This is a genomic window from Rhizobium sp. KNZ14-9A (genome assembly GCF_056755015.1).
Map to the genome: position 1 here is coordinate 622,164 of NZ_JBPGXB010000004.1, position 24,364 is coordinate 646,527.

A 24,364-nucleotide genomic window follows, 5' to 3' on the forward strand; every position below is an offset into this window, starting at 1 on the left:
GATCCGGATGTACAAACCGGATGTACAAATAGGCTGCCGACGGATCACCATCCGATATCGGCGTCGCGTTCATGTCCGACGCCAGGAGAACCGATGGCACCAGATGACTTGGCGTGGGAGGGAAACGAAATTCAGACCGCGTAGGGATTTTCCGCGGGCGTCGTGAACCAGTGCGGGCCATCTTCGGTCATGTAGATATGGTCTTCGAGGCGAACGCCGAATGTGCCGGGGAAGACGACCATCGGCTCGTTCGAGAAGCACATGCCCGGTGCCAGCGCTGTTTCGTTGCCGCGGACGATATAGGGCGCCTCGTGGATTTCGAGGCCAAGGCCATGGCCGGCGCGATGCGGCAGACCGGGCAGGCGATAGTCCGGTCCGAGCCCATGCCGCACAAACACGTTGCGGGCGGCCACGTCCAGACTTTCGCAGGGCGTGCCGAGTTTTGCCGCATCGAAAACGGCCTGCTGGCCCTCACGCTCGATTGCCCATGCGCGTACGAATTCGCGATTGCCCTCGTCCAGCATATAGGTGCGTGTCAGATCTGAATGATAACCGTCGATCCGGCAGCCCGTATCGACGAGAATGACGTCACCCGCCTGCAGGATCTGTTCGCCATCCGCCCCATGCGGCAGTGCTGTCGCCGCACCAAAGGAGACGATGCAGAAGGTCGAGCCGCCATCGGCGCCGGCAGCGCGATGCTGCTGGTCGATGAAGCGCGCAACGTCCGAGGCGGCTATGCCGGGCGCGAGCGTGTCGTGGACCTTGCGATGAATATCTAGCGTGATACCCATCGCATACCGGATGAGGGCGATTTCAGCCGGCGATTTGATGGCGCGTAGCGCGCGGATGACAGGCCCTGCATCGACAAGGCGGGTCGCCGCCATCTCTCTGGTAAAGGCGTGATAGAAGGCAAGCGGCAATGCATCGTCGAGCGCGAGCTTGCCGGACGGACCGACGAGCCGTGATACCAATGCGGCAGGGCTTTCCTCTTCTTCCCAGACGGCAATCTCGCCGGGCAGGTGCGCCAGGGTCTCGACGCGGCTGCGCTCAAAACCGGGTACAATGTAAGTGAGTTTATCGTCAGTCACGACCGCGCCGAGCAGCCGCTCGCTCAGGTGCCAGACCAGGCCGGTAAAATAGCGTAAGCTCTCTGTCGGGCCGAGCAGCGTGGCGGCGATGCCGTGCGTCTGCATGCGCTCGCGCAAGCGCGACAGGCGGTTGCGCCGTTCTTCATCAGTGATGGCTGCGACGGGATGGGACCAGACCGGGAGAGACACGCTATATATCCGTTATCTTTGTCAAAATTGAATGCTTGATTCCAGCATAGGGCAATTGTAGGCAGTGTGTCGACAAACATTCCACAGGATTTGATCATGCTCGTCAGCGAATATACGATCCCCGGCGTTCATGTCTGCGACCATCTCGTCGACGTGCCGCTCGACTGGAAAAAGCCTGATGGCGCCTCGGTCAAGGTCTTCGCGCGCGAGGTTTGCGATCCCGCACGCAAGCAGGAAAAGTTGCCTGTCCTTCTCTTCCTGCAGGGTGGCCCGGGCGGCAAGTCGCCGCGACCGGTCGGCGGCGGTCCGTCCTGGCTCGGCGAGGCGCTCAAGAATTACCGCGTCGTGCTGCTCGATCAGCGCGGTACGGGCAGAAGCACCCGCATCGAGAGCGCCACCATGGCTGCCTTTACGGACGGGAGGGCCGGAGCCGATTATCTCAGCCATTTTCGGGCCGACAATATCATTGCCGATTGCGAGCATCTCCGGAAGACCGTGTTCGGCGGCGTGCGCTGGGAGACGCTTGGTCAGAGCTATGGCGGCTTCCTGACGCTGACTTATCTGTCGCAGGCGCCGGAGGGGCTGGCTGCCTGCTATGTCACGGGCGGGCTGGCTGGGCTCTCGGCAACGGCAGATGAGGTTTATCGCCGCACTTATCTGCGGGTTGCTGCCAAGAACCGGGAATACTACCAGCGCTATCCTGCCGATCGCGACCGCATCGCTCGGATCGCCGAGCGCATTGCCGCCGATGATGTGCGCCTGCCTGACGGGGACCGCTTGACAGTGCGCAGGCTGCAGACCATCGGCATCGATTTCGGTATGGCGCCGGGTTACGAAAACGTACACTGGCTGGTGGACGAAGCCTTCTCCGATCCGGAGGAAACGCGGTTCTCCGATGCTTTCCTTGCCTCCGTCATGTCGCTGACTTCCTATGACGGAAATCCAATGTTCGCCGTGTTGCAGGAAAGCATTTACGGGCAGGGCAAGGGTGCAACCGGCTGGGCGGCGGAGCGTATCCGGTCGGAATTCGCCGAATTCGGCGAAGAGAGCCGGCCACTCTATCTGACCGGCGAGATGATGTATCCGTGGATGTTCGAGGAAATCCGCTCGCTGCGGCCGTTCCGCGACGCGGTGGAAGCGCTGGCGCGCTACGATGGCTTCGAACCGCTCTACGATCCAGTCCGGCTGGCATCAAGCGAGATCCCGGTCGCCGCAGCGGTCTATTTCGATGACATGTATGTCGATGCCGATCTGTCACTCGCGACCGCCCGCGATGTCGGCAATATCAAGACCTGGGTGACGAACGAATTCGAACACGACGGCGTGCGCCAGTCAGCCGCTGTCTTCACGCGTCTAAGGCAGATGGTGCGCGATCGCGGCGGCCCCCTCGGTTGATCCGAGGGGTTTCCACCTTTGCTATGTCCGCGCGTAGGCCGTCGTCAGGCCGAAAGCGACCTGCCGCCGACGGGATCGAAGAGATGCATGCGATTCATGTTAAAGGAGAGCGGCATTTTCGTGCGTGGGCGTGGGTCGCTCTCAGGATCGACATTGGCGCACATGCTGACCGAGCCGATGTCGAAATAGATCATCGTTTCCGGCCCCAGCGGCTCCACCAGGTCGACATTCGCCTCGATGGTTTCAAAGCCGGGTTTCGGCGTCAGGCTTGATATCGATTCCGGCCGGATTCCGAAGATGACCGCCTCACCGGCATGCGACTGATATTCCTGAAACCGGTTCGCGGGAACGGCAAGCCGGCTACCGTCTTCCAGGATGACGACCAGCCCATCTCCCTCGGCCTCAAGCATCGCAGTGAGGAAATTCATCGACGGCGAGCCGATGAAGCCGGCCACGAACTGGCTGACGGGATGATGGTAGAGTTCCTGCGGCGGCCCGGCTTGTTCGATGATGCCGCCATTCATGACGACGACCCGATCGGCCATGGTCATGGCCTCGACCTGGTCGTGGGTGACATAGACTGTCGTGGTCGGCAGCAATTGGTGCAGGCGCTTGATCTCGGTGCGCATTTGCACACGCAGCTTGGCATCGAGATTAGAGAGCGGCTCGTCGAACAGGAAGACCTTGGGATTGCGCACGATGGCGCGACCCATGGCGACGCGCTGACGCTGGCCGCCCGAGAGCTGGCCGGGGCGCCGCGACAGGAGTTCGGTAATATGCAGCGTCTCGGCCGCGCGGCTGATGCGCTCGTCGATTTCCGCCTTCGGCAGCTTCTGTTGCTCTAGGCAGAAGGAGATGTTTTCCCTGACACTCATATGCGGATAAAGGGCGTAGTTCTGGAACACCATGGCAATGTCGCGCTTGCCGGGGCCAAGCCGGTTGACGACCTGATCGCCGATGACGATATCGCCGCCGGTAATGTGTTCCAGTCCGGCAATCATGCGCAGCGTCGTCGACTTGCCGCAGCCGGAGGGGCCGACGAAGACGACGAATTCGTTGTCCTCGATATCGAGGTTGATGCCGCTCACGGCTTCGTAAATGCCGTAGGATTTGACCACGTTGCGCAGTTCAAGGCGTGCCATTGTGATCTCCCTACTTTTCGTGCAGCCAGACGGCCATTGCGCCCGGCTCTCGGTTTGCCCAGAGATGGTAGGGGATCGCCTTGAATCGCCGCGGCTTCAGCGCCGGCGGCTCGGTGCGATAGAGCGAATTCTGCCAGTCGGAGGCATCGGCTTCCAGCGCATCGCCTTCGAGAACTGTGGCGCCGCCGAGGAGCGTTTCGTCGAAATTTGCGGCAATCTCGCCCTGCAAGGGCAACCTCAGCCGCTGCGGCTCCGTGCCGAGATCGGCTTCCTCGACGCAGAAGATCACTGGGCCGCGCCGCAGCGCAAAGCGGCCATTGTCATCCGTTGCCGCCGGATGGGCATAGAGGCGATCGACCGGCATGTCGAAAGCGAGGCGAACCTCGTCGCCATCCTTCCATTCACGTTCGATGGCCGCATAACCCTTGATGATATCCAGCTTGATTGCTTCGCCGTTGACGGAGGCCTTGGCATCGCGGCACCAGCCGGGAATGCGCAGGCGTAGCGTGAAACGCTTCGGCTGATCGAGGCCGAGCGAAATCCCGATATCGCCATTCCAGGGATATTCGGTCTTCTGCTTCAGACGCAGGAAGGAATTGCCGACCGTAAGCTCCGCGGCATTTTCGCCGTAGAGGTGGACAGCAACCTCATCGGCCTTGGTCGAATAGAAATATTGACCGAGCGAGGTGATGAAACGGGCGATATTGGTCGGGCAGCAGGGGCAGTAGTGCCATTTCCAGCGGCGGTTCTGACCATGGCTTTCGAGCACGTTCTCATAGAAATAATGTTCGCCGTCGCGGGAGATGCCGGAAAGCGCGCCATTGTAGAGCACGGTTTCGAGCTTGTCGGTGAACTTGCTGTCGAGCTCGATCTGCGCCATGCGGTGGCTGAAGAAGCCGAGCGCCACGGCAGCGCAGGTCTCGGCATAGGCCGTCTCGTTCGGCAGGTCGTATTCCCTGGTGAAGCCTTCGTTCGAGGCCGAGGGGCCGAGGCCGCCGGTGACATAGAGCTGGCGTCCCACCAGATTGTCGAAGAGCCGGTCGCAGGCGCTCTTCAGGTTCTCGTCGTCATTCTCGAAGGCGAGATCGGCCATGGCCGAGAACAGATACATGGCACGCACCGCGTGACCCACGACCTGCGTCTGTTCCCGCACCGGCATGTGTGCCTGGCTGTAGGCATAGGTCTGGAAGACATAGCTGGCCGGGTCCTCGCCGCGCTTGCGCGCCTCTTCATCGTAGTAAGAGGGCATCTTGCCGCGTTCGTCGACGAAATAGGTGGCGAGATCAAGGTGGCGGGGATCCTTGGTGACGCGGTAGAGCTTGACCAACGCCAGCTCGATTTCCTCATGCGCGTCGTAGCCGCGCAGCTTGCCCGGCTCACGGCCGAACGTGTCGATGATATGATCGACGGCACGGATCATCACGTCAAGGAAGCGGCGCTTGCCGGTCGCTTCGAAATAGGCGACGGCGCCTTCCAGCAGATGGCCCATCGAATACATTTCATGCAGGTCGCGCAGATTGGTCCAGCGCTTCTCCGGCTCGCGGCGGATGAACCAGCTGTTGAGGTAGCCGTCAGTCATCTGGCCATGTTCGAGCTTCTCGACAATCGCGTCGATCTTGGCCTCGATATCCGGATTCGGATTGTTCTTCAGCGTGTAGCTCGCGGCCTCGATCCACTTGCCGAAATCGGAATCGAAGAAATGCTGCATCGACAGGCCACTCGGCTGGATCGGCCGCGCCAACGGACCGGCCGGCTTGTCGAAATCGAGCACTTCGAGAAAGCCTTCCTCGTCAAGCCGCATATGCTGGGTGGGGATGGTCACGTCGCGGACGGTTTCCGTCCAGCTCTTCCAGAAGCCGCCATTGAAGGCGACGCGGGTATGGTCGGCCGGCAGGTAGCGGTCGATCGGGGATCGTGACTGTGATTTCTGGGCGATGGGCATGGGAACTCCTTGAGCGGACGGGCCGCTTCTCATTTCACGGCGCCGGCCGTCAGGCCGCGCACATAATAGCGTTGCAGAAGAAGGAAGAGGATGATGCAGGGGATCATGGTCACCACGATACCGGCCTGCAGTGCACCCCAGTCGATGATGCCGTAAAGGCCGGAGGACACGTTCACCAGCATGATCGGCAGCGTGAACTTGTTCTGGTCCGACAGGAAGATGAGCGCGGCCAGGAACTCGTTCCACGAATTGAGGAAGGCGAACATCGCCACCGTCGCCACGCCAGGCAGCGCAATCGGCAGCATGATGCGGCGCAGGATCGTTGCCTGCGAGGCGCCATCGATGCGCGCCGCCTCGATCAGCGCCTTCGGCACGGCATCAAAGGCATTGCGCATCATGAAGACGGAAAACGGCAGCTGGAAGGTGACGTAGATCAGCACCAGGCCGAAGAGGTTGTTCTGCAGCCCGAGGAGCTTCAGGATCAGGAACAACGGTGTCAGGATCGACTGGAACGGGATCATCATCGTCGCCATGATCAGCACGAAGAGGATCGACTGGCCGGGAAACCGGAACTTGGAGAAGCCGTAGCCGGCCGGCACGGAGACGACCACCGTCAGCACAACCGTGCCGACTGCGATCATCACCGAATTGGCAGCGTACACATACCAGCCGGCACCGACATTCTCGAGCCGCCGGTAATTTTCCAGCGAGAAGGTCTTGGAAAACAGCGCAGCCGGGTTGGCGAGCGCCTCGGCAGCCGGCTTGAAGGAGTTCGCCAGCGACCAGACGATCGGCATGATGAAGAAGATCGCCAACAGGATCGATGCCAGCAGGAAGAGCAGGTAGCCCGTCTGGCCGCCCCGCGGATTGGTGTTCATCTTGGATGGGGTCAGGGTCATTAGCCTTCCTCCGGGCGCTCGCGCAGCAGCACGAATTGAATGGCGCTGATGGCGACCAGCACGATCAGCAGCGCGAAGGAGAGCGCCGAACCGTAGCCGAGCCGATAGGATGAGAAGGACGCCAGGTAGATGGAAAACACCGCCGAGATCGTGCTGTTTTCCGGCCCACCCTGGGTGATGATGAAGAATTGGTCGAAGGCGAGCATCGAGGAGGTGACATTGAGGACAAGAGCCAGCACCAGCGAATTGCGCATCAGCGGCAGGGTAATACGGCGGAACCGGCTGAAGACGCTGGCGCCGTCGATCTTGGCGGCCTCGATGACATCGTTGGAAATGCCCTGCAGGCCGGTCAGCAGGATGACCATGGTGAAGCCTGCGGTTTTCCAGACGACCATCAGGATGATCACGGCCATCGCTGGCCAGAAGCTTTCGAGCGGGCGCGGTGCCGAGCTGATGAGACCTATGCCACGCAGGACCTGAGCGAAGACGCCGCTGTCAGGATTGAGCAGCCACATCCAGAGTGTGGAGGCCGCGCCGAAACCGATGACGACAGGCATGAAGAAGATGGTGCGGAAAAAGCCGGCCGAGCGCAGTGGGCGATCGACGAGCAGCGCCAAGGGAAAGGCGACGGCGAAGATTGCCGCCGTCACCAGCACGGTATAGAGCATCGTGAAGCCCAGCGAATGCCAGAGCTGCATGTCGCCCAGCAGTTCGCCGTAGTTGGCAAGACCGATGAATTTCTTCCGGCCAAGCAGCGGCCAGTTGTAGAAGCTCATCCATATCGTCATGGCGAGCGGAACGAGAAACAGCACCAGGATGAACAGGAAGCCGGGCAAGATGAAGGCCAGTCCTAGCCAGCCCTTCGGCTCCGGCTCTCCGGAGATCGGCTGTTTTATGTGTGTTGTCGGCGTGTCGACCACTGTCATTCCTCGAAGATTTCAAAACCGCGCGTCGGCATCCGCGGAAGGAGCGGGGCGGAAGGCCGCCCCGCTTGAGACGCGATTACGGATTGGTGCGGTCGAGGATCTTGGTGAAGTCGTCCTGCGCCTTCTTGATCGAGCCGTCGACATCATCGCCGAAGATCGTGCCCTGAATCAGGTTGAGGAACGGGCCGGTGCGGCTGACGAACAGTTCATCCGAGGAAAAGGTATAGGGCGTGCGCGCCCTTGCCAGGATATCATAGGCGATCAGGTTGCGCGGGTCGAACTTGGCATAGGCTTCCTTGGCAAGATCCGTGCGCGACGGCATGCCGGATTCCTGGGTAATGTAGACCTGCTGCTCGGGCTCCATGTAGAATTTCACGAAGTCGAGCGCGACCTTCTTCTTCTCCTCGCTGATGCCCTTGATGAGGGCCACCGTATCGCCGCCGGCAAAGCTCGATGCGCCGCCCTTAGGACCAGGGATCGGAGCGACGGCGAACTTGACGTCGGGATATTTGCTGGTCAGCAGGTTGACGATGTAGGAACCGGTCATGAGGATGCCGACCTTGCCGGAGGCGAAGGCTTCGACGGCGTTATTGCCGTTGCCTGAACGGGAGGTCGGATGAATGGCGCCTTCCTTCCACATGTCACGATAAGCAGCAATGGTGTCGCGCAGCGCCGGTGTATCGACGGTCGCCGTGCGGCCGTCATCGGAGAGCACGTCGGCATTGGCGGCCCAGAGATGCGGCAGGAAATCGTAGATCAGCCAGCTGCCGGAATTGGCAACAAAGTAGAAGCCATAGGTCTCCTTGTCGAGCGCATGGATCTTCTTGGCATCGGCGGCAATCTCCTCGAGCGAGGCTGGAGCCTTGTCCGGGTCGAGGCCGGCCTTCTTGAAGAGTTCGGTGTTGTAGGCGATGATCGAGGCATCGGGCAGCGCCGGCACGCCGTAGACCTTGCCGTCATAGGTAGCAAGGCGGATATGCGACGGGCTGAGTGCGGCCGAGTAGGGCAGGCCCTTGACGAAGTCGCTGATGTCCTCAAGGCTGTCATTGGCCGCAAAGGTCGGCAGGTAGATCAGATCGAGGACTGCGCCATCAGGGGCTGCGCCGCCGGCAATTGCGGCGCCGAGCTTCGGCACCATCTGCTCGGCGGTGATCTGGGTGACGTTAACCTTGTCGGAATGCGAAGCATTGTATTTTTCGGCCAGGCCCTGAAGCACGGCACCCGAAGATGTGCGCACCCATAGCGTGATTTCTTCTGCGCTGGCGAGAGAAGAGCTCGCCAGCAGCGCAACAGCGGCAATCGTGGTTTTCAAATGTAACATGTGGGTTCCCCTTCTCTTATGCGAGGCTCCTCTGCCTCGAGACGAAGATGACGTTAAAGGAGAAAATTTTTCATGTCGACAGGCTGTATGCATTAAACGGTCATCTTTTTGTTAAAACCTTTTATCAGCTAATTTATTTCTGCTAAAAGGTTTTAACAACTCAGTTGAATGGGTGCGAATTTGAAGGAATTGGGTGGCGGCCGGCATACGATCCGTGACGTGGCGAAGGCTGCGGGCGTGAGTATTTCAACGGCTTCGAATGCGTTGAACGGCACTGGAAGAACCAATGCCGAAACGCGCGAAAAGGTGAGGCGGATCGCCGAGGAGATCGGATTTCGACCGAATGCGCTCGCGCGTGGGTTGTTGACCAAGCGCAGCCATGCGATCGGCATGCTGACCAACGATACGTACGGGCGCTTGACCCTGCCGATGGCGTCGGGCGTGTCGGAAGTGCTGGTCGATCATGGCGTCTCCCTCTTCCTTTGCGCCACCAACAACGATCCAAGGCTGGCAAGACTGCATCTCGAAGCGCTGCGCGACCGGCAGGTCGACGGCATCATCTTCACCGCGACGCGCATTGACCTGGAACCACCGGCGGAATTGACCCAATTGGGCATTCCGGTCGTCTATGTCTTCGCGCAGGGACCGGCACTTAGCGTCAGTTTTCATCCCGATGACGCTCAGGGTGCGCGGCTGGCGGTCGAACATCTCCAGCGCCTCGGCCGGTCGCGCATCCTGCATATTACCGGCGAGCAGAACTATCGCGCCGCCTGCATTCGCGCCGAGGCCTACCGGCAGCTTGTCGGGCCGACGGCCGAGGTCATGTTCGGCGACTGGTCGGAAGAATGGGGGCATGCGGCGATCGAGACGGTATTCTCGCGATCCGGGGCCAAACCGGATGCGATCTTCTGTGGCAGCGACGAGATCGCTCGCGGCGTCATCGATGCGCTGCGCGACAGAAACGTCTCCATCCCCGGCGACGTTGCGGTCGTAGGGTTCGACAATTGGGAAGTCGTCTCACGGCAGACACGCCCGCCGCTCACGACCGTTGACATGGAACTCAAGGAACTCGGTCACAGGGCCGGGCTTGCGATCCTCGGTCTCTCGAAAGGTGAACCGATCCAACCTGGCGTCGAGAGATTGCCCTGTACGCTCGTCATTCGCCGGTCTGCCGGCCAGGGCGATCAATCCTGAGGCCGGCACGGCTGACCATTTATCCGCATGCGGCCTGGCTGGCTTCGTCCTCGGCACCCTCCTTGTTGTCAACGGCGCGCGGCTTCAACGCCTTTGTCAAACAAAGGGCTGCGACGATGATCGGCAGGCAGACAAGGTAGGAAACTCTGATGCCGGCATGCTCGGCGACAAAGCCGAGAAGGGGCGGAGCCAGGAAGAAGACGACGAAGGACATCTGCCCGAGAGCTGCGACATTGAGATGGGCTGGGCGATCAGTTCGCTGTGCCGCGGCAGACACGGCGAGCGGATAGACCGCGCTGCAGCCGCCGCCCATCAGCGCAAAACCGAACAGCGCGACATAGGGGTGTGGCGCAAGCCAGACTGCGCAAAGCCCGACCACCGCGAGAACCAGCAGAAACGTTGCGACGGCGCGCGCGCCAAATCGGTCGACTTGCGGATCGACGAACAGTCGGGCGACCGCCATGAAAAAGGTGAACAGCGTCAGCCCAAGGCCGCCGATAAAGGGTTCGACCGCGAAGGTGTCACGCATATAGATCGCCGACCAGTCGATACCTGCGCCTTCCACCAGAAAGGCGGCAATGCCGATCACGCAAAGTGGCATCAGCCCCCATGTCGGCAGCGCGATACTTGGGCCTTCCACATGCTCAACTCCGGCACGGGCCGGCGCATTCTCTATGCCCGAGATGACGACAATGCCGACGATCAAGACGAAAGCGAATGTCAGCGCAAGATGCAGATGCATTGGCACGCCCGCCTGACGAACGGCAGAGCCGACGAGTGCGGTCAGGAAGAATCCAAGGCTCCAGAAGCCATGTGCCCTGTTCATCACGCCGCGGCCGAGTTGGGCTTCGATGCGATCGATCTCGACATTGAGATTGATCTCCAGGGCGCCGGCCAGCAAGCCCTCACAGAAGAGGATGAAGAAAACCAGCCAGGCGGCATTGGCCCAGGGGATGGTTGCCAGTAGCGCGGACGTGCCGAGCACCGTCAGGAACGCCGTCTTGCGCGCGCCGAAGTGCGCAATCAGCGGCGACGCGAATGTCAAGGAAATCAACGCACCGATCGCTGCGCCGATCAGCGTGAGGCCGAGTTCCGACTTGTTGACGCCCAGGGCGTCCTGTAGGTCGGGCAGGCGCGAAAGCAGTGCTCCCATCGAAATGGCGAAGAGAAAGAAGCAGACATAGATCCGGTGTTGCGGCTGGATATGCATTCGATCGCTCCGGGATGATCGGTTCGGGAGTTTGGTCTCAATCGCAGCGACGGCGAGAAAAGACAATTTCGAGTGGCATTTCCGAGATATATCTTGTTGACGGCAACCGCAACAACAACCTTAACTAGTTGTCGACAGACTGGTGGACTGTGTCATCACAGCCGGAGGGCAGCGCGTTAAACCATCGTATATCTGACCTTTCCTCGTGCGTGGACTTAGCTTGCCCAGGTCGTAGCGAGCCTCAGAGGAGAAAGATACGATGCTCAAGTCCATGACCACTGCCGCGCTGGCGCTGTCACTTGCCGCAGCCCCGGCTTTCGCGGCCCAGAAGGCCCACAATGCCAAGATCACGGTCGTCTTCGACCATGAATTGCCAAACGTCCCGGGCAAAAGTATGCGCGGCGTTCTCGTTGAATACGGGCCGGGCGGATATAATCCCGCGCATACCCACGCGAAGAGTGCTTTCATCTACGCGACCGTCATTGAGGGTCAAATCAAAAGCAAGGTGAACGACGGCAAGGAAAAGGTCTTCAAAACCGGTGAGAACTGGATCGAAGTACCCGGCGATCATCACTTGGTAAGTGCGAATGCCAGCAAGACGAAGCCGGCAAAAATTCTGGCCGTATTCGTCGTCGATACCAAGGAAACGGAACTGACGACGCCCGATCCCTGATCGAGAAGTCGATGCTTTGAGCGGGAAGGGGATGTCCCTTCAGCACCTTCCCGTATTTTTCGGTCTTACAATGCCTCTCGTTATCACTTTGCGACGGAAACGGGATTAGGGCCGGCCGGGCCGCGCGGGAACGGACGCCATCAGTCGCGCAAATGCCGCTTGAGATCGCACACCCGTCTTGGATAGGAGCCTTGCTGTATGTGTTTTGACGGTGTTGGGAGACAGGGCAAGCATCCTCGCGGTCTCTGGAACCGAAAATCCGCAGCCGACAAGCACAGCCACCTTCGTTTCCGCGGCGGTTAGGCTGAAGATGCTGCGAAGCTGCTCTGCCTGCCCGGTGGCGCGGCTTTCTGCATCGACGATCTGAAGAAGCACGCGGGCGCCGGAATCTGCCGAGTCCCATGCGACGAAGGAATTTGGCGGTAGTGGAGTGACCTGCGCGAGGTAGGGCGGCAGGCCCGACGGTCGGAGAATCTGGACAGCGCCCTGCAATTGCGTGGCGGTTCCGGTTGCGATTTCGATGGCTTGCCGTATCGCATGAGCCAGAGCCTTGGAGCTGCTGGAAACGCTTGGAAGCGCCGAGCGCTCATGTCTGTTGATGGAAAGGCCGTCGCCCCGTCTCAGGATGTCTTCTGCGGCGGAATTCAGCAAGACGATTTCGCCCTGGCCATCGAGCAGCATGGCCGCATCGGGCAGGGCCTCGAGCAGCCGCTGCAGAAGGCTGGCTTCTCGTCTTATGCTTCCGACATGAAGGGAAAGCTCTATCGAGCGGGAAAGATGCGGCGTCAATTGCAGGAGCTTCCGGGCCGCCTGGGCGTTTTCGGTGTCCTGGGTCTTGGAGAGAAAAAGCGCTACCCCGCCGATACCGCCGCGTTCGTGCAGGCTGGCGTGAGGAACGAAGAGCTGATTGTAGATATTTTGAGGCGCGCAGATGTCGGCATAGTATGCGGTGCGCCGAACGGCGGCATCATCGATGAGCTCATTGCCGATCGCCACCTGATCCGGCTGAACTTTCTCGAACGCCTTTGCATAGGGATTGCCGGCGTAATGCTGCAAATAAAGGTCATTCAGATCTTCGCGCATCCGGCCGGGGATCAGAAAGCTGCTTTTTCCATCAGGGGCCTGATAGACAATATTGCCGGCTGTTGCCCCGACATAGTCGACAACCGAGCATAATGTGCTGGACCACAACTGTATGTTTACGGAAGCCCGATAGATGGCATCGACAATATCCGCATGCTCCATTTGACTGTCTTTCGATTGGTAAAGTCATATGAGCGGCCGAAGCCGAATATTAGTCTAGTCAAATCTTTTAGAGGAGAGACTGATACTTGAGCATCACCCGATTGGGTGATGATAGAAAACTCCGTGGCCTATCAAGGAATAAGGCCGAGTATCTCAACCCATCTGGTCGGTTCCTGCCATGAGACGCCGATGGAGTTTGGCATGGAAGGCGATACGGGATGTTGCGTTGTTGATGCTCGTCCATCCCTTAGGCGTGGAGTTTCGAACTCGCCAAAGCGACGGAAATAGACGCAATCTATACGGGATAAAGCGCCGCTTGCTAGCGCTGACGGCGATATGCGCCCGCAGATTATGTCCATAATGTTGACCATTCAAAATTAAGTAAAAAACAAGTTTTCCCCTCAAGAATTAAGGTATTCGACGCATGAGAGGACGATATGAGCGAAGAACAGATTAAGCGGCCGATTTGGATCCGCATCACAGCCTACGGGTTCGCTGCGGTTTTGTTTGCGAGCGCAGCAATCGGTGGTCTTGCCTGGCATCGCCAGAGCGCGATGAGCGATCAATCGCTTCAGAAGGAGCTCTCGGCCGACCTGCACGTCATCCAGACCGATATGGATGCGCAGAAACGCGCTGCTGCCGGGCTTGCAGTAGCCCTTGCCGGTGAGCCCGAAACGGCCGATCTTATCGCCAAGAATGATCGGGCATCCATTCTTGCAAAATACACAGCCAGCCTGCCGGCGATCAAAGCGCAGGGCCTTCAGCTCATCACCTTCAGCAATGGCGATGGCCTCGCAGTCGCACGTATCCATACGCCTGACACCTTCGGCGATGACCTCAAGGGACGTCGCAAGATGATCGTTGCGGCGCTGACGCAGGGCAAACTGAACGCGGGCATTGAACCCGGGCGGACCGCCGTCAGCATGTTTGCCTCGGCCCCCGTTATCAAGGACGGCAAGACTGTCGGCGTCGTCGATGTCGGCACCTCGCTCACGAATGACTATTTTGCGCCGCTCGCAAAATCCGTCGATGCCGAAGTTGCGGTCCATATCCTGCAGGACGGGAAATTTGTGCCGCAGGCCTCGACCTTCGGAGACAAGACGATCCTCACCCAGGAACAGTTGCAGGCGGGTTTCAACGGCGACCGCGTCCGTGTCCATGCCGTTCTCGGCAACAACGACTATGAAGTCACCGCCATTCCCTTCGAAGATTTCTCCGGCCGCAAGATCGGTGTCTTCGAAATCGGCTCCGATGTTACGGAAGTCGTCGAAGCATCGCAGCAGGCGCTCTGGATGGCTGGGATCGGCGCAGTCGTCGTCTCACTTATTTCACTGCTCGGTTTCCTCGTCTTTGCGCGTTCGATTGCGTCGGTCATGAAGAAGACGACAGGCACGATGGCGCGCCTGGCCGCAGGCAATATCGATGTCGAGGTCGAAGGTCAGGGCCGGCCTGACGAAATCGGCGCGATGGCCCGTGCCGTTCAAGTCTTCAAGCAGAACGCGATCGAGCGGGTTCGCCTCGAACAGGAGGCGGAAGCCAATCGCAGCTTGAGCGAAAGAGAACAGATCGAGCGCGAGAAGGAAAAGGCGAAGGACGCTGCCGATGTGCAGTTTGCCGTCGACAATCTCGCTGCCGGCCTGTCAAAGCTTGCCGAGGGCGATGTGTCCTACCGGATCGCGCAGCCCTTCGTGGCAAGGCTCGATGGCGTCCGCAGCGACTTCAATGACTCCGCCGACAAGCTGCAATCCGCGTTGAACCGGGTGTCGCAGAATGCCCGCGGCATCGACTCGGGAGCAAACGAGATCAAGTCGGCTGCCGACGATCTCGCCAAGCGCACCGAGCAGCAGGCGGCGGCTCTCGAAGAGACGGCTGCGGCTCTCGAAGAAATCACCACGACCGTCAAGGGTTCCAGCAAACGCGCCCAGGATGTCGGCCAGCTCGTGGCCCGTGCCAAAACCGGCGCCGAACATTCTGGTGAGGTGGTCCGCAAGGCCGTGCTCGCCATGGAGCAGATCTCCAAGTCTTCCGGTGAGATCGGCAATATCATCGGCGTGATCGACGACATCGCCTTCCAGACCAACCTGCTGGCGCTCAACGCCGGTGTTGAAGCAGCCCGAGCCGGCGAGGCCGGCAAGGGCTTTGCCGTCGTCGCACAGGAAGTGCGCGAACTGGCGCAGCGCTCCGCAACGGCGGCCAGAGAGATCAAGGATCTGATCACGGCCTCGAATGCACAGGTGCATGCAGGCGTGCAATTGGTCGACGATACCGGCAAGGCGCTTCAGGCGATCGTTTCGGAGGTTCAGGAAATCAACCGCCATATCGCTGCGATCGTCGAAGCATCGCAGGAGCAGTCGTTGGGCCTCGACCAGATCAACACGGCCGTCAATCAGATGGACCAGGATACGCAGAAGAACGCTGCCATGGTCGAAGAGTTGACCGCTGCCAGCTACAATCTTGCGAAGGAAGTTGCATCGCTCAACCAGCTTCTCGCTCAGTTCAAACTGAACGAAGCAGGCTATGCTTCGCATTCGGCGCCTGCTCGAAGCGCCGGGCGAAACGATGCGCCGACGCCGTCACCCGCCCGGGCGCTCGGCCGCAAGATTGCCTCCGCATTCTCAGGAAACGCCGCACTGGATACGAAGGGCGGCAACTGGGAAGAGTTCTGAGGTTCGATCCGTCAAAGCAAGACAAGGTGCGGCGATCATCGCCGCACCGTTTTCATTCAGTAGCGCAAAGCAGCCGTTAGCCGCTCGTCAGGCGCTTTTCGGTTTTGGCGTCGAAGAGATGCAGTTTAGTGAGATCCGGCATCATTCTGACGGTATCGCCGGCCTGCAGGGAAAGCCGGTCTCGCACCGTCGCCACCAGGGAATCCGATCCAAGCTTAGCGTTAATCTGGGTTTCAGCACCTGTCGGTTCGATGACCGCCACCTCGGCGCTCACGCCTTCCTGGCTGACGATCAGATGCTCCGGACGGACGCCATAGACCACCTCCGCGCCGCGTATTGCCACAGCAGCCTCCGGCAGCGGCAAGTGTGCCCCTCCGTCGGCGATGAATTCAAGCGGTCCGGACGCGCTGATCCGGCCCTTGATGACATTCATGCCAGGCGAACCGATGAAACCGGCCACGAAGAGATTGGCCGGCCGGTCGTAGAGATCGAGTGGTGAACCGATCTGCTCAACATAGCCGTCGCGCATGACGACGATCCGGTCGGCCATGGTCATGGCTTCGATCTGATCATGCGTCACATATATGGTCGTCGTTTTCAGCCGCTGATGCAGCTGCTTGATCTCGGAGCGCATCTGCACGCGAAGCTTGGCATCGAGGTTGGACAGGGGCTCGTCGAAGAGGAAGACTTGCGGCTGGCGGACGATGGCGCGGCCCATGGCAACACGCTGACGCTGACCGCCGGAGAGATTTCTCGGGTAGCGGTCGAGGAGATGTTCGAGACCGAGGATCTGCGCCGCATCGCGGACACGCGCCTTGATCTGCTCCTTCGGTGCTTTCGCCAGTCGCAACGAAAATCCCATATTCGCTTCGACCGTCATATGCGGATAAAGCGCATATGATTGAAAGACCATGGCAATGTCGCGCTCCTTCGGGGCGACGTTGTTGACGACCTTGCTGCCGATCGAGACGTTGCCACCGGAGATTTCCTCAAGCCCTGCGATCATGCGCAGCAAGGTCGACTTGCCGCAGCCGGAAGGGCCGACAAGGATGACGAATTCTCCGTCGCGGATATCGATGTCGACCCCGTGCAATACTTCGAAGTGACCATAGTTCTTGCGGACATTTGCCACGTTTACGGACGCCATAACTGTCTCCGGCTGAAAATCTGATTTCGGATCTGCGCTCGCTCGGGCAGAGCGATATGCAGCGCCTCGCTTATCGAGGCGCTGTCGCGGCGGCATAGGGAGCGAGTGCCGCATCAACAGCGGCAAGGCAGAGATCGCGGGCTCTCGGTGCGACACGCTTTTCGACCACACCAGGATAGAGGCGGGCGAGATGCTGGCTGATCAGCGTTTCCGGGATTTCGTCAGGCAACCGGGCGAGTAGTTCGTCGACTGCTGCCGCCGCACGCGCGTCGGGCCAGTAGTACCGGATGCGGTCGCTGTAGCTGAAATGCCGCTGCAATCGCTGCTCATCAGCCGTACCACCATAGTGGCCAGCCCAGTGGCTGGGCTCAGCGAGCATGATCTCTTCCATCGCCGCCGCCAGTCCGCTGCCTGGCCTACCATCGCCAAGAATACCGGCGATCGCATCGAGGCCGTAGAGCGCCTCCCGCAATGCGAAGGTCAGGCCGGGGCCGACTTTCAGGATCGCAAACCCGCCGTCGACCAGAGCCGAAAGCGCGGCTGTCGGCTGGTAGTCGGTGGAATGGGCTTCGAAAAGCAGTCCCTTCATCTCATCGAGCGCAGAGATCAGATTTTGCGCGCGCTCGGGCCTGTAGAGCGCGACATTGGCGTTGCCGAACTCGACACCCGGCTGGACGACGATGGCGATAACGCGCTCCAAAGCTGGACTGACGCCGGCTTCGGCAAATGCCCAACGGTGAACATCAAGCGTCCTCAAAGCTGCTTCCCGCCGCGTGATCTCCAACTCGTCCAGTGCATGGGTCGCACCGCCGGGCGGCGGCACCTCGGTGCCAATGACATAGACCGGCAGACGTCGACCGCTGCGACGGGCAGCCTCTTCGGCAGCTTTCGCCAGACGTGCCGCTCTTGCGGCGGTCAGTTCGTCGGCAAGCGCCACAGGCTCGCCAGCACAGCCCATCGACGTGTCGAGATGCAGCTTTTCGAAGCCGGCCTCGACATAAGCCGTCACCATAGCCTCAGCACGCGCCATCGCATCCTCGGCAGCAAGCTTTCGCCATGGGTTTGGACCGAGATGGTCGCCGCCGAGAATGATGCGGTTTGCGGGAAAGCCGACCTCTGTCGCGATGCGCTCGATGAAGGCCCGGAAGTCCACCGGCTTCATGCCCGTATAACCGCCTTCTTGATTGACCTGATTGCAGGTCGCCTCGATCAGGACGACATCACCCCGCCGGGCCGCGTGTCGCAATGTCGCCTCGATGACCAGCGGATGGGCCGAGCATACGGATGTGATGCCGCGCGGCAGGGGCAGGCCCCTTTCGCCGAACAGTTTCGCCAGTGCGGTCTGGCGGTTTTGATCGATCACGGCGCTCATACGAGTGTGACGACCTTGGTAAGATGACGCGGCGAGACGGTATCAATCTGTCTTGCTTGCGCTGCGCGTTCGCCAAGGATCTGCAGCGCCGGCAGGACAATGAGACCGGCAAGCGACAGATCGACATCAACAGGAAGCTCCAGATCGCCGGGGCCGCCGATACCGATGACCACGGCGCCTTTCTCGCGTAACTCGCCGACGAGCTTGGCCTCGGCTTGTCTCTGGTCCGTGCTGTAAAGCATGATGGCAGCCGTCTTTTCGTCGACGAGACTGATCGGCCCGTGGCGGTATTCGAGCGGATGAAAGGCCTGCGTCATCAGCTGGCTCATTTCCATCAACTTGAGCGCTCCTTCGAGCGCGATGCCGAAAAGGGGGCCGCCGCCGAGAAAAACGAAGTGAGAGCGATCCTTGATAATTTCGGGCAGGGCGGAGTCGAGTTTATTCGCGAGCTGACGTGCCGATGCAACGGCCGAGGCAGGCACGGTCTGACCGATCAGCTGCAGGCTGAGCAATACCATGAGGCTTGCCGAAACCGTCATGACGATGCCTTCCTCGGGATGGGTCGGAGAGCAGATCAGCTGGTCACAGTTTTTGGCGAGTGCGCTTTCGGGCTCGACCGTCACAGCGGTCACGAAGGCGCCGACAGCGCGGCTCGCCTTTGCGGCGGCGACCGTTTCCGTCGTTTCGCCGCTGCGCGAGAGCGCGACCACATGGGTCTTCTGCCATTCCGGCCAGAAGTAAGAAGGCCGGTTCAGCCATTCCGCTCCCGGGACGGCGATCGCCTTGCGCTTGAGGCTGTTGGCATAGGCGGCCAGAGACAAAGCGAGGTTGAAGGAGGTGCCGCAGCCGACGAAGACGAGGAGGTCGTCCGCCTTGCCGCTTGCCGTATTCGAGCCGATGGCTTTTTCCCAATAGGGGAACTGCTCGAAGATTACCTTTTCGGTCGTGTTCATGATGTCTCCGATTATTTGACCGAACCAGCCAGCAGACCGCTGACGAGGTATCGGTTAAGAAAGATGACGACGAGGGCAGGGATGACGATCGCGATCGATCCGCTTGCCGTGATCAGCCCGTAGTCGATGAAGTTCTTGGTGACGAATTCAGGAATGAGAACCGTCAGCGGTTTCGTCGCCTGCGGCGAGAAGATCAGGGGAACGAGATACTGGCCCCACGCCCCCAGGAAGGTGAGGATAGCGGCCGCCGTCAGGCCGGGTCCGGCGAGTGGCAGCACGATGTGGAAGAAGATGAAGAGGCGACCCGCGCCATCAAGCTGTGCCGCCTCTTCGAGCGCGATCGGAAGCTGCTCGAAGACGCTGCGCAACAGCCAGAGGGAGAGCGGCAGATAGGCTGAGACATAGATCAGCGAGACGCCGGTATAGGTGTCGACCAGATGCATCTTGATCATGATCTGATAGAGCGGGATCAGCACAGCATAGGCAGGGATGGCCAGCGTCGCGACGACAGCGCCAAACAGAAGCTGACGCCCGGGAAAGCGCATCCGGGTGAAGGCATAGGCGCCGAGTGCCGAGATCGCGACGCAGAGAGCCGTGGCAGCTGCAGACGTGATCACGCTGTTGAGCAGTGCTGCACGGAACTGCTTCCATACTTCCACCCCGCCGATCCGCGCAATGTTGATGCCGAGCAGGCGCGAATAATGGTCGAGCGTGAAATGCTGCGGGAAGAAATGGATCGGCCGCGTGGAAAAATCTTCCGTTGGCGTCACGGAACTTGCGATCGTCCAGTAGATCGGGCCGAGCGACCAGATCAGCAGCATCGCAAGACCGGCCCAAATCATCAGGCGATAGAGAATGGTTGGTTTCATCAGTCGAACCGTGTGTTGCGATAGACGCGGAGGACATAGACGAGCGATACGAGCAGCGACACCAGCGTAATGACGACCGACAGCGCCATCCCGTATGAGAAGCGAAGGTTCTGGAACGTCTCGAGATAGATCTGCACGAGGATCGGCCGCGTTTCGAGGCTCGATCCGGCCAGCACCCAGGCCTCGTCGAAAAGATTGAAGGCATTGACCGTCGCGTTCGTCATGGCAACGGCGATTGCGCTGCGCACGAGCGGAAGCGTGACCAGGCTGAACATCTGCACGCGTGTCGCGCCGTCGATACGGGCAGCCTCGTAGAGATGCGCCGGGATGCTCTGCATGGCCGCAAGCACGATGACGATCGTCAGTGGCATCATGCGCCAGACATGCACGACGGTGACCGCGATGATCGCGCTCGTCCGGTCGTTGAACCAGACATGATTTTCGAAAGGCAGGCCAAGTGCGACGAGGATGCCGTTCAACAGGCCTGCGCCGGGCTGATAGATCCATAGCCAGATGACGGAGTTGACGACACCGGGGAGCGCCCAGGGCAGGATGACAGCCGCAAGCACCCACTGGCGCCCGACCCCCATCTGATTGATGAGCGCTGCAGCAAGCACGCCGAAGATGGTTTCGGCAGCGACGGCGAGAACGACGTAGATGAGGGTATTCGTCCAGGTCGTCGCCAGCTGGCCATCCGACAGCATGCGTATGTAATTTTCCAATCCGACAAAGGGCGTTCCGGCCTGCATCGGATTGACCCGGTGCAGCGAGTCCCAGACCGTCCGTCCCATCGGATAGAAGACCAGAGATGCCATCGTCACGAGGATCGGCAGCACCAGCAGCAGTCCGAGCATGGTGTCGGCGTTGAGGCCGACACTACGCTTGGCTGCCACACCTTCAGCGGTGGCTGTTGTCATTGCGCCATCGCCTGCTTGGCTGCATCGGCGATGCTCTGCATGGCCTGATCAACGGTGACCTGGTCCTTTGCCGCGCTGTTGATCGCCGTGTTTACCGCGCTCGAAAACTGCGGATACCACGGCGGCGTTCCCTGCTGGAACAGAGGCTCGACGGTCTTCGACTGCGCGACAAGTGCGTCGCCGCTCGTCAGCTTGCCTTCCGTATTGAGTTCGGCGAGAGCCGAAGTCCGTGTCGGCAGGAAGCCGTTTGCGGCATTCTTCTTCTGGAACTCCTTGCTGGTGAACCATTTGACGAAGGCGACCGCCGCTTCCTTGTTCTGCGAGACATTCGGAATGGCGAGCGCTTCCGGAAGGCCGAAGCTGCGGGTCTGACCACTTTCGGTCGGCACGAGGATCGCTTCCACCTGGCCGGCGACCTTGGACTGCTTCGGGTCGTTCATCTGACCTAGGCGGCCAGGCTCACCCGAGATCATGATGCTGGTCAGCCCCTGGGCGAACATGCTCTCGTTGATCTGGCTGTCCTTGAGGCCTGTCGAGGCCGGGTCGACCAGGCCGTCCTTCAAGAGCTTCAGTTCGAAGGCGAGCGCCTTGTAGCCGGCTGAATTGGGGGTAAGGAAAAGCGGCTTGAAATCCTTGTCAAAGAGTTCGCCGCCAAAGGCCTTGGTCAGCAGATACCAGCTCGTGGAAGCGCCTTCGGTCGCCGAGAGCGGCAGGCCGATCGGATAGGTGGAGATGCCCTTCTCCTTGATCTTCTTTGCGGCCTCGACCAGCGCGTCGAGCGTCTTCGGCATTTCGGTAATGCCTGCATCCGTGAAATGCTTCTTGTTGACGAGCATGACGCGGAAGTCGTTCGTGTAGGGTACGCCGAGCAACTGACCGTCGACGGTGAAGATCTTGGCGACGCCAATATCATCGACACTATCCTTGTCGATCACTTCGTTCAGCGGCATGTACCAGCCGGCGGCGCTGAACTGACCCGTCCATGACCAGTCGAATTCGGTGACATCGGCTGGTGCCGTGCCGGCGACCAGCGCCGTTACCAGCTTCGGGCGGATATCGTCCCAAGAGAGGGTCTGGAGATCGACATGAATGCCGGTCGCGGCTTCAAAATCGGCCGCAACCGTGGCGCCCTGCGGCGACGGCATCAGCACCGTGATAGACTGGCCGGCAAGCGGTTTGGCGTCGTCCGCCAAGGCAGGCAGGGCGATCGCAAGGGCGGCGGAGGCAAGCAAAGGCAATATCAATTTACGCATGTTCCCATCCTTCTTTATCGTTGACAGTCATTGTCTTGATCGCGCGATCACGGTTTCGGCCGCGACCGCGATTTGCCCGAACCAGCGCTCGTCAAGCGGCCAGTCGAGAAGTTGGGCGGCGGCCAGAAGCGCGCCGCCAATGGGGGAAGTACGGGTGAAACCGCCCGCCGGCCAATCCGCCGTTCGACGGCTTCAAGCAAAAGACGGCTGGAAAAGGTGCCGCCCGCGTAGGTCCAGTCCGTGCCGGTTTCACAATGGCTGGCGATTGCCCAATGGTGTTTGGCAAGCTCTTCGGCCGCCGTCTCGATCAGGCCAATGGCCGTCTCATCACCTTGCTGAGCGGTTCGATCGACAAGGATGGAGAGCGCGGCGATACCCGCACGGGGCCTTGCGAGCCCGTTGATCCAGCCGCCGAGCGCGTTCATCGGGTCGGCAATATCCAGCTGGAGATGATCGTAAATGGCTCGCGCCATCGCCGTCGGCTTGGCACGTCCATCGAGGCTCTGGCTGATGAGATGCAGAGCTTCGCGGCCGATCCAATAGCTACTGCCCTCGTCGCCGATCACATCGCCCCAGCCGCCTGCGCGTGCGGAGGCGCCCGCGCCATTGCGCGCCCAGGACATGGAACCGGTACCCGACAGAACGAGGATGCCCGGGCGCCCGGCAAAGGCGCCGAGATGGGCGGCGTCGACGTCATTCAGCACGATCCCGCGGATATCCGGAAAGGCGTCATCAATGCATTGCTTCTGGAGCGCGGAGAGATGCGCTACTTCACCATAGGCAGGCAGGGCAGCGCCGACGGCGGCCAGGCCCGGCTCATTGCGGAACGGTTCGATATGCCGCTCCAGCTCCTGTTGCCAGTCCGGATTGTCCATCGGATTGACGCCGCCGCCGAGCGCTGTGCGCAGAATTCGGCCGTCTTTGTCGGCAAGTGTAACGAGCACCTTGCTGCCGCCGCCATCGATGCCGAGGATCAGCTCGTTACTCATTCTTTTGCTCCGAGCTCGGCATAGGTCGCGTCAATACCGAAGTTGGTGAGTTCGGCGCGCCATTGGGGCGTCAGGCCCTTGTCGGTGATGAGCTTTGCAGCGTTCAGGGGCGCGACCTTGTAGGTTGCCATCGTCCCGAATTTCGAGGAATTGGCGAGCACATAGCCGTTGGCAGAGCGGGTGAGCATGCGACGGTTCAGGCTAGCTTCGGCACTGTCCACGCTGTAGATCGCGCCGTCGGGGCTGATGGCGCTTGCTCCGAGAAACAGCTGATCGAACCAGATCGTTTCGAGCATCGCCTCGGCCTGCGGGCCGACGAGGGAGGCGTTTTCGCTGCGCAATTGGCCACCGAGAAGCACGACCTCGAGGTTCGGAATGTTGAGAAATTCCTGAGCGACAATCAGGCCGTTCGTGAAGATGCGGAGCGGCATCGGATTGATGCGGATTAGGCGTGCAAGCTGAAGAACCGTCGTGCCGGCGTCGAGGAAGATCGCCGTGCGGGGCAGAAGCAGTTCATAGGCCGCATTGGCGATCGCACGCTTGGCCGAAAGCTGGCGCTTTTCCCGTTCCTGGAAGGCCATTTCGACCGAGGAACCCTCGGCGATACGGGCACCGCCGTGCACACGGTCAATCGCGCCATCCTGTTCGAGAATTTGCAGGTCGCGCCGCACGGTTGCCAAGGAGGCGCCGACAGCGTCGGCCAGGTCCTGAATGGTGGAAAAGCCATTCGCGTAGAGATGGCTGCGGATGGCATCGAGCCGATCAGTCTTCACGCCGCCAGTCTGGTTCACAGATTGTCCCCTGCTGCAATTGTGCTTCTTGCATCAAAGTTCCCACTCAATACGATCAATGTCAATCAAGAATCTGATCGTTTATGATCTTTTCCATGTTGGCCGATCTGGTGATGCAGGATCAAAAAGAAAGGCACGTCGTCTCTGATGACGACGTGCCTCTTGGCTGTTGTTTGGTGAGCG

19 protein-coding genes and 1 pseudogene are annotated in these 24,364 nt (G+C 60.2%); 4 read left to right on the plus strand and 16 right to left on the minus strand.

Translation table 11 applies throughout. From position 1 onward, the window contains the following. Positions 1–131: 131 nt before the first annotated feature. Entirely contained in the window at positions 132–1,277 is a 1,146-nt protein-coding gene (locus ACR9ZQ_RS33205) for a M24 family metallopeptidase (RefSeq protein WP_481429819.1), read from the minus strand. A 96-nt stretch (positions 1,278–1,373) separates the two neighbouring features. Between ACR9ZQ_RS33205 and ACR9ZQ_RS33210 the strand changes: the two genes are divergently transcribed. Then, the gene (locus ACR9ZQ_RS33210; protein ID WP_481429820.1) at positions 1,374–2,672 is read left to right on the plus strand and encodes an alpha/beta fold hydrolase; all 1,299 of its coding nucleotides are present in this window, start codon (positions 1,374–1,376) and stop codon (positions 2,670–2,672) included. 44 nt (positions 2,673–2,716) lie between these two features. On the opposite strand, the gene ACR9ZQ_RS33215 is transcribed toward ACR9ZQ_RS33210, so the two are convergent. The 5 genes from ACR9ZQ_RS33215 to ACR9ZQ_RS33235 all read right to left on the minus strand — a co-directional run bounded on the left by ACR9ZQ_RS33215 (position 2,717) and on the right by ACR9ZQ_RS33235 (position 8,902). Then, the gene (locus tag ACR9ZQ_RS33215; protein ID WP_310382113.1) at positions 2,717–3,814 is read right to left on the minus strand and encodes an ABC transporter ATP-binding protein; all 1,098 of its coding nucleotides are present in this window, start codon (positions 3,812–3,814) and stop codon (positions 2,717–2,719) included. Between the two features lie 10 nt (positions 3,815–3,824). After that, the gene (locus ACR9ZQ_RS33220; protein WP_310382114.1) at positions 3,825–5,756 is read right to left on the minus strand and encodes a glycoside hydrolase family 127 protein; all 1,932 of its coding nucleotides are present in this window, start codon (positions 5,754–5,756) and stop codon (positions 3,825–3,827) included. 29 nt (positions 5,757–5,785) lie between these two features. Next, complete coding sequence (locus tag ACR9ZQ_RS33225; RefSeq protein ID WP_029868568.1) at positions 5,786–6,634, minus strand: carbohydrate ABC transporter permease; 849 nt, start codon at positions 6,632–6,634, stop codon at positions 5,786–5,788. A gap of 20 nt (positions 6,635–6,654) precedes the next feature. Then, the gene (locus ACR9ZQ_RS33230; RefSeq protein WP_051942136.1) at positions 6,655–7,581 is read right to left on the minus strand and encodes a carbohydrate ABC transporter permease; all 927 of its coding nucleotides are present in this window, start codon (positions 7,579–7,581) and stop codon (positions 6,655–6,657) included. A gap of 76 nt (positions 7,582–7,657) precedes the next feature. Continuing rightward, on the minus strand, positions 7,658–8,902 hold the full coding sequence (locus ACR9ZQ_RS33235; protein WP_481429821.1) for an ABC transporter substrate-binding protein: 1,245 nt from the start codon (positions 8,900–8,902) through the stop codon (positions 7,658–7,660). Between the two features lie 168 nt (positions 8,903–9,070). Between ACR9ZQ_RS33235 and ACR9ZQ_RS33240 the strand changes: the two genes are divergently transcribed. Continuing rightward, complete coding sequence (locus ACR9ZQ_RS33240) at positions 9,071–10,096, plus strand: LacI family DNA-binding transcriptional regulator (RefSeq protein ID WP_481429822.1); 1,026 nt, start codon at positions 9,071–9,073, stop codon at positions 10,094–10,096. Between the two features lie 19 nt (positions 10,097–10,115). Here ACR9ZQ_RS33240 and ACR9ZQ_RS33245 read toward each other — a convergent pair whose 3' ends face one another. Next, positions 10,116–11,306 carry an MFS transporter gene (locus ACR9ZQ_RS33245; RefSeq protein ID WP_310382115.1) on the minus strand — a complete coding sequence of 397 codons (1,191 nt, stop codon included), beginning with the start codon at positions 11,304–11,306 and terminating at the stop codon, positions 10,116–10,118. A gap of 259 nt (positions 11,307–11,565) precedes the next feature. Between ACR9ZQ_RS33245 and ACR9ZQ_RS33250 the strand changes: the two genes are divergently transcribed. After that, complete coding sequence (locus ACR9ZQ_RS33250) at positions 11,566–11,979, plus strand: cupin domain-containing protein (protein ID WP_029868574.1); 414 nt, start codon at positions 11,566–11,568, stop codon at positions 11,977–11,979. 105 nt (positions 11,980–12,084) lie between these two features. Here ACR9ZQ_RS33250 and ACR9ZQ_RS33255 read toward each other — a convergent pair whose 3' ends face one another. Beyond that, on the minus strand, positions 12,085–13,224 hold the full coding sequence (locus ACR9ZQ_RS33255) for a helix-turn-helix transcriptional regulator (RefSeq protein WP_029868575.1): 1,140 nt from the start codon (positions 13,222–13,224) through the stop codon (positions 12,085–12,087). 437 nt (positions 13,225–13,661) lie between these two features. On the opposite strand from ACR9ZQ_RS33255, the gene ACR9ZQ_RS33260 reads away from it, so the two are divergent. After that, positions 13,662–15,890, plus strand: a complete 2,229-nt coding sequence (locus ACR9ZQ_RS33260) for a methyl-accepting chemotaxis protein (RefSeq protein ID WP_481429823.1) — start codon at positions 13,662–13,664, stop codon at positions 15,888–15,890. Between the two features lie 76 nt (positions 15,891–15,966). Here the strand turns inward: ACR9ZQ_RS33260 and ACR9ZQ_RS33265 are convergent, their stop codons facing one another. From ACR9ZQ_RS33265 to ACR9ZQ_RS33300, 8 genes and pseudogenes are all read right to left on the minus strand, one after another. Further along, positions 15,967–17,037, minus strand: a complete 1,071-nt coding sequence (locus ACR9ZQ_RS33265) for an ABC transporter ATP-binding protein (protein ID WP_310382117.1) — start codon at positions 17,035–17,037, stop codon at positions 15,967–15,969. A gap of 70 nt (positions 17,038–17,107) precedes the next feature. Beyond that, positions 17,108–18,409: a D-tagatose-bisphosphate aldolase, class II, non-catalytic subunit gene (locus ACR9ZQ_RS33270; protein WP_310382118.1), complete on the minus strand. Its 1,302-nt coding sequence runs from the start codon at positions 18,407–18,409 to the stop codon at positions 17,108–17,110. Next, positions 18,406–19,362: an SIS domain-containing protein gene (locus ACR9ZQ_RS33275; protein ID WP_310382119.1), complete on the minus strand. Its 957-nt coding sequence runs from the start codon at positions 19,360–19,362 to the stop codon at positions 18,406–18,408. Before ACR9ZQ_RS33275 ends, ACR9ZQ_RS33270 begins: the two co-directional genes overlap by 4 nt. Positions 19,363–19,373: 11 nt before the next feature. Then, complete coding sequence (locus ACR9ZQ_RS33280; RefSeq protein ID WP_481429824.1) at positions 19,374–20,231, minus strand: carbohydrate ABC transporter permease; 858 nt, start codon at positions 20,229–20,231, stop codon at positions 19,374–19,376. Next, positions 20,231–21,148 (minus strand): carbohydrate ABC transporter permease, encoded by a 918-nt coding sequence (locus tag ACR9ZQ_RS33285; protein WP_481429825.1) that lies wholly within the window; start codon positions 21,146–21,148, stop codon positions 20,231–20,233. Before ACR9ZQ_RS33285 ends, ACR9ZQ_RS33280 begins: the two co-directional genes overlap by 1 nt. After that, positions 21,145–22,401, minus strand: a complete 1,257-nt coding sequence (locus tag ACR9ZQ_RS33290; protein WP_481429826.1) for an ABC transporter substrate-binding protein — start codon at positions 22,399–22,401, stop codon at positions 21,145–21,147. The genes ACR9ZQ_RS33285 and ACR9ZQ_RS33290 overlap by 4 nt, the downstream gene beginning before the upstream one ends. A 27-nt stretch (positions 22,402–22,428) precedes the next feature. Then, positions 22,429–23,390 (minus strand): annotated as a pseudogene (locus ACR9ZQ_RS33295) (N-acetylglucosamine kinase). Further along, a complete protein-coding gene (locus ACR9ZQ_RS33300) occupies positions 23,387–24,181 on the minus strand; it encodes a DeoR/GlpR family DNA-binding transcription regulator (RefSeq protein WP_481429827.1) in 795 nt (264 codons plus the stop codon). Before ACR9ZQ_RS33300 ends, ACR9ZQ_RS33295 begins: the two are co-directional and overlap by 4 nt. Between the last annotated feature and the right edge of the window lie 183 nt (positions 24,182–24,364).

What these genes read in the sequence shown, in the direction of transcription:
- ACR9ZQ_RS33285 (WP_481429825.1), bottom strand. Translation starts at nt 21,148, where the DNA reads ATGACAACAGCCACCGCTGAAGGTGTGGCAGCCAAGCGTAGTGTCGGC.
- ACR9ZQ_RS33275 (WP_310382119.1), bottom strand. Translation starts at nt 19,362, where the DNA reads ATGAACACGACCGAAAAGGTAATCTTCGAGCAGTTCCCCTATTGGGAA.
- ACR9ZQ_RS33240 (WP_481429822.1), top strand. Translation starts at nt 9,071, where the DNA reads ATGGGTGCGAATTTGAAGGAATTGGGTGGCGGCCGGCATACGATCCGT.
- ACR9ZQ_RS33210 (WP_481429820.1), top strand. Translation starts at nt 1,374, where the DNA reads ATGCTCGTCAGCGAATATACGATCCCCGGCGTTCATGTCTGCGACCAT.
- ACR9ZQ_RS33215 (WP_310382113.1), bottom strand. Translation starts at nt 3,814, where the DNA reads ATGGCACGCCTTGAACTGCGCAACGTGGTCAAATCCTACGGCATTTAC.
- ACR9ZQ_RS33290 (WP_481429826.1), bottom strand. Translation starts at nt 22,401, where the DNA reads ATGCGTAAATTGATATTGCCTTTGCTTGCCTCCGCCGCCCTTGCGATC.
- ACR9ZQ_RS33265 (WP_310382117.1), bottom strand. Translation starts at nt 17,037, where the DNA reads ATGGCGTCCGTAAACGTGGCAAATGTCCGCAAGAACTATGGTCACTTC.
- ACR9ZQ_RS33245 (WP_310382115.1), bottom strand. Translation starts at nt 11,306, where the DNA reads ATGCATATCCAGCCGCAACACCGGATCTATGTCTGCTTCTTTCTCTTC.
- ACR9ZQ_RS33255 (WP_029868575.1), bottom strand. Translation starts at nt 13,224, where the DNA reads ATGGAGCATGCGGATATTGTCGATGCCATCTATCGGGCTTCCGTAAAC.
- ACR9ZQ_RS33235 (WP_481429821.1), bottom strand. Translation starts at nt 8,902, where the DNA reads ATGTTACATTTGAAAACCACGATTGCCGCTGTTGCGCTGCTGGCGAGC.
- ACR9ZQ_RS33280 (WP_481429824.1), bottom strand. Translation starts at nt 20,231, where the DNA reads ATGAAACCAACCATTCTCTATCGCCTGATGATTTGGGCCGGTCTTGCG.
- ACR9ZQ_RS33220 (WP_310382114.1), bottom strand. Translation starts at nt 5,756, where the DNA reads ATGCCCATCGCCCAGAAATCACAGTCACGATCCCCGATCGACCGCTAC.
- ACR9ZQ_RS33270 (WP_310382118.1), bottom strand. Translation starts at nt 18,409, where the DNA reads ATGAGCGCCGTGATCGATCAAAACCGCCAGACCGCACTGGCGAAACTG.
- ACR9ZQ_RS33260 (WP_481429823.1), top strand. Translation starts at nt 13,662, where the DNA reads ATGAGCGAAGAACAGATTAAGCGGCCGATTTGGATCCGCATCACAGCC.
- ACR9ZQ_RS33230 (WP_051942136.1), bottom strand. Translation starts at nt 7,581, where the DNA reads ATGACAGTGGTCGACACGCCGACAACACACATAAAACAGCCGATCTCC.
- ACR9ZQ_RS33225 (WP_029868568.1), bottom strand. Translation starts at nt 6,634, where the DNA reads ATGAACACCAATCCGCGGGGCGGCCAGACGGGCTACCTGCTCTTCCTG.
- ACR9ZQ_RS33250 (WP_029868574.1), top strand. Translation starts at nt 11,566, where the DNA reads ATGCTCAAGTCCATGACCACTGCCGCGCTGGCGCTGTCACTTGCCGCA.